Annotated in this window: 3 rRNA genes; all 3 read right to left on the bottom strand. The window is 57.1% G+C overall.

What is annotated here, in order from left to right:
* Window positions 1–2: 2 nt before the first annotated feature.
* A 5S ribosomal RNA gene (rrf, locus tag AOM01_RS14040) occupies window positions 3–119 on the bottom strand.
* 90 nt (window positions 120–209) lie between these two features.
* A 23S ribosomal RNA gene (locus AOM01_RS14035) occupies window positions 210–3,311 on the bottom strand.
* Window positions 3,312–3,689: 378 nt separating this feature from the next.
* A 16S ribosomal RNA gene (locus tag AOM01_RS14030) occupies window positions 3,690–4,888 on the bottom strand; the annotation flags it as partial.

Raw genomic sequence — 4,888 nt, 5'->3', positions numbered from 1 at the left:
ATGTGCCGCAGCGTCCTACTCTCCCACACCCTGGCGGGTGCAGTACCATCGGCGCTGGGAGGCTTAGCTTCCGGGTTCGGAATGGGGCCGGGCGTTTCCCTCCCGCTATGGCTGCGGCAACTTTATGGAACTGTGGGTTTTGCGGTTGGTTTCCCGTAGTTCGGGAACCGCACAGTGGACGCGTAGCATTACGTTTGATGACTTGATGTGAAATCAAGTTGTTGGCCTATTAGTACCGGTCAGCTTCACGAGTCGTTAGTCCTCGCTTCCACGTCCGGCCTATCAACCCCATGGTCTATAGGGGGCCTTCACACCCGTAGGTGATGGAAACCTTATCTTGAAACGGGCTTCCCGCTTAGATGCTTTCAGCGGTTATCCCTTCCCAACGTAGCCAACCAGCCGTGCTCCTGGCGGAACAACTGGCACACCAGAGGTTGGTCCACCCCGGTCCTCTCGTACTAGGGGCAGCCTTTCTCAAGTTTCCTGCGCGCGCAGCGGATAGGGACCGAACTGTCTCACGACGTTCTAAACCCAGCTCGCGTACCGCTTTAATGGGCGAACAGCCCAACCCTTGGGACCAACTCCAGCCCCAGGATGCGACGAGCCGACATCGAGGTGCCAAACCATGCCGTCGATATGGACTCTTGGGCAGGATCAGCCTGTTATCCCCGGGGTACCTTTTATCCGTTGAGCGCCGGCGCTTCCACATGCCACCGGCGGGTCACTAGTCCCGACTTTCGTCCCTGCTCGACCTGTCAGTCTCACAGTCAAGCTCCCTTGTACACTTGCACTCGCCACCTGATTGCCAACCAGGCTGAGGGAACCTTTGGGCGCCTCCGTTACTCTTTGGGAGGCAACCGCCCCAGTTAAACTACCCACCAGGCACTGTCCCTGATCCGGATTACGGACCGAGGTTAGATATCCAGAGTGATCAGAGTGGTATTTCAACAATGACTCCACCATGACTGGCGTCACGGTTTCATAGTCTCCCACCTATCCTACACAAACCACACCGAATACCAATACCAAGCTATAGTAAAGGTCCCGGGGTCTTTCCGTCCTGCTGCGCGTAACGAGCATCTTTACTCGTAGTGCAATTTCGCCGAGTTCGCGGTTGAGACAGCGGAGAAGTCGTTACGCCATTCGTGCAGGTCGGAACTTACCCGACAAGGAATTTCGCTACCTTAGGATGGTTATAGTTACCACCGCCGTTTACTGGGGCTTAAATTCGGAGCTTCGCCTTGCGGCTGACCCCTCCTCTTAACCTTCCAGCACCGGGCAGGCGTCAGTCCGTATACATCGTCTTGCGACTTCGCACGGACCTGTGTTTTTAGTAAACAGTCGCTTCTCCCTGGTCTCTGCGGCCCTCAAACGCTTCCCCACGCTAGGTGGTTCACGCCTCAGGCCCCCCTTCTCCCGAAGTTACGGGGGTATTTTGCCGAGTTCCTTAACCACGATTCACTCGATCGCCTTAGTATTCTCTACCTGACCACCTGAGTCGGTTTGGGGTACGGGCGGCTAGAACCTCGCGCCGAGGTTTTTCTTGGCAGCATAGGATCACCGATTTCCCCCATACGGGGTCACCATCGGGTCTCAGCCTGTGTGAACCGCGGATTTGCCTACGGTTCGGCCTACACCCTTAGACGTGGACTACCATCGCCACGCTCGGCTACCTTCCTGCGTCACCCCTGTTAATACGCTTGACTACTACGGATCTGGGTCGTGCGCGCCACCGAGCTCCACCCGAAGGCTTCGCCGGCTTTGGGCACTTAGCATCGTCCGCCTCGTCATGGGCGGTTCTTCGCCGGTACGGGAATATCAACCCGTTGTCCATCGACTACGCCTGTCGGCCTCGCCTTAGGTCCCGACTTACCCAGGGCGGATTAACCTGGCCCTGGAACCCTTGGTCATTCGGCGGACGGGTTTCTCACCCGTCTTTCGCTACTCATGCCTGCATTCTCACTCGTGTGGCGTCCACCGCTGGGTTACCCCGCGACTTCACCCGCCACACGACGCTCCCCTACCCATCCACACGCCTGGACCACGAAGGCCTAGCACATATGTGAATGACACAACTTCGGCGGTGTACTTGAGCCCCGCTACATTGTCGGCGCGGAATCACTTGACCAGTGAGCTATTACGCACTCTTTCAAGGGTGGCTGCTTCTAAGCCAACCTCCTGGTTGTCTATGCAACTCCACATCCTTTCCCACTTAGCACACGCTTAGGGGCCTTAGTTGGTGTTCTGGGCTGTTTCCCTCTCGACTACGAAGCTTATCCCCCGCAGTCTCACTGCTGCGCTCTCACTTACCGGCATTCGGAGTTTGGCTGACGTCAGTAACCTGGTAGGGCCCATCGGCCATCCAGTAGCTCTACCTCCGGCAAGAAACACGCAACGCTGCACCTAAATGCATTTCGGGGAGAACCAGCTATCACGAAGTTTGATTGGCCTTTCACCCCTATCCACAGCTCATCCCCTCGGTTTTCAACCCAAGTGGGTTCGGCCCTCCACGCGGTCTTACCCGCGCTTCAGCCTGGCCATGGATAGATCACTTCGCTTCGGGTCTAGACCCAGCGACTCAAACGCCCTATTCGGACTCGCTTTCGCTACGGCTGCCCCACACGGGTTAACCTTGCCACTGAGCACTAACTCGCAGGCTCATTCTTCAAAAGGCACGCCGTCACCCCAGCTAAGGAGGCTCCGACGGATTGTAAGCACACGGTTTCAGGTACTATTTCACTCCCCTCTCGGGGTACTTTTCACCCTTCCCTCACGGTACTGATTCGCTATCGGTCAGTAGGTAGTATTTAGGCTTATAGAGTGGTCTCTACAGATTCACACGGGATTTCTCGGGCCCCGTGCTACTTGGGATACCTCTCAGGAGTCCGCATCATTTCGTCTACGGGGGTCGCACCCTCTATGCCGGGCCTTTCAATGCCCTTCGACTATGACACGGATTTCTGACTCCTTGGAAGACCGGCAGATCTTCCCAAAAGGTCCCACAACCCCGCACACGCAACCCCTGCCGGGTCTCACACGTGCACGGTTTGGCCTCATCCGCTTTCGCTCGCCACTACTCACGGAATATCTCTTCCTGTCGGTACTGAGATGTTTCACTTCCCGACGTTCCCTCCACACGCCCTATGTGTTCAGGCGTGGGTCACTGGACATGACTCCAGCGGGGTTTCCCCATTCGGACATCCTCGGATCACAGCTTGTTTGCCAACTCCCCGAGGCTTATCGCAGGCTACAACGTCCTTCTTCGGCTCCTACTGCCAAGGCATCCACCATGTGCTCTTAAAAACTTGACACACAGAAATCAAAGATGCTCGCGTCCACTGTGCAGTTCTCAAACGACGGACGAACCCACCATTCCTCACCCGCCTACCAGCCAAGCCGGCGGTTCGAGATGATCCGATGGTCCGCACCCGTACACCCCCAACGAGGGCTAACGGACTGAAAGATGGAACAAGACGTCCGACCCTTCAGGACCCAACAGCGTGCCAGCCGACAACCCCTCCGTGCACAGCAACCGTTCCTTCCTAGGAAACCCCAGGCGTACTAGATCACCGCAGCACTGAAGCTGCCGGCGCATGTCGATGTTCCATCCATGAGCCCCACCCAGAACACTTTCGGTCCTGATGATGGGATCCTGACCAAACCCTTGCGGCCTGGTAGGTGCTCCTTAGAAAGGAGGTGATCCAGCCGCACCTTCCGGTACGGCTACCTTGTTACGACTTAGTCCCAATCGCCAATCCCACCTTAGACAGCTCCCTCCCACAAGGGGTTGGGCCACTGGCTTCGGGTGTTACCGACTTTCGTGACTTGACGGGCGGTGTGTACAAGGCCCGGGAACGTATTCACCGCAGCGTTGCTGATCTGCGATTACTAGCGACTCCGACTTCATGAGGTCGAGTTGCAGACCTCAATCCGAACTGAGACCGGCTTTTTGGGATTCGCTCCACCTTACGGTATCGCAGCCCTTTGTACCGGCCATTGTAGCATGCGTGAAGCCCAAGACATAAGGGGCATGATGATTTGACGTCATCCCCACCTTCCTCCGAGTTGACCCCGGCAGTCTCCTATGAGTCCCCACCATTACGTGCTGGCAACATAGGACGAGGGTTGCGCTCGTTGCGGGACTTAACCCAACATCTCACGACACGAGCTGACGACAACCATGCACCACCTGTATACCCCGCCGAAGCACCCCCCATCTCTGGGGGTAGAGGGTATATGTCAAGCCTTGGTAAGGTTCTTCGCGTTGCATCGAATTAATCCGCATGCTCCGCCGCTTGTGCGGGCCCCCGTCAATTCCTTTGAGTTTTAGCCTTGCGGCCGTACTCCCCAGGCGGGGCACTTAATGCGTTAGCTGCGACGCGGAACTCATGGAAAGAGCCCCACATCTAGTGCCCACCGTTTACGGCGTGGACTACCAGGGTATCTAATCCTGTTCGCTCCCCACGCTTTCGCTCCTCAGCGTCAGTTGTGGCCCAGAGACCTGCCTTCGCCATCGGTGTTCCTCCTGATATCTGCGCATTCCACCGCTACACCAGGAATTCCAGTCTCCCCTACCACACTCTAGTCTGCCCGTACCCACTGCAGGCCCGAGGTTGAGCCTCGGGATTTCACAGCAGACGCGACAAACCGCCTACGAGCTCTTTACGCCCAATAATTCCGGACAACGCTTGCGCCCTACGTATTACCGCGGCTGCTGGCACGTAGTTAGCCGGCGCTTCTTCTGCAGGTACCGTCACTCTCGCTTCTTCCCTGCTGAAAGGGGTTTACAACCCGAAGGCCTTCATCCCCCACGCGGCGTCGCTGCATCAGGCTTGCGCCCATTGTGCAATATTCCCCACTGCTGCCTCCCGTAGGAGTCTGGACCGTG

Source organism: Demequina phytophila (assembly GCF_000971135.1).
Taxonomy (GTDB): Bacteria; Actinomycetota; Actinomycetes; order Actinomycetales; family Demequinaceae; genus Demequina; species Demequina phytophila.
This window is presented reverse-complemented; position numbering and strand designations above follow the sequence as displayed.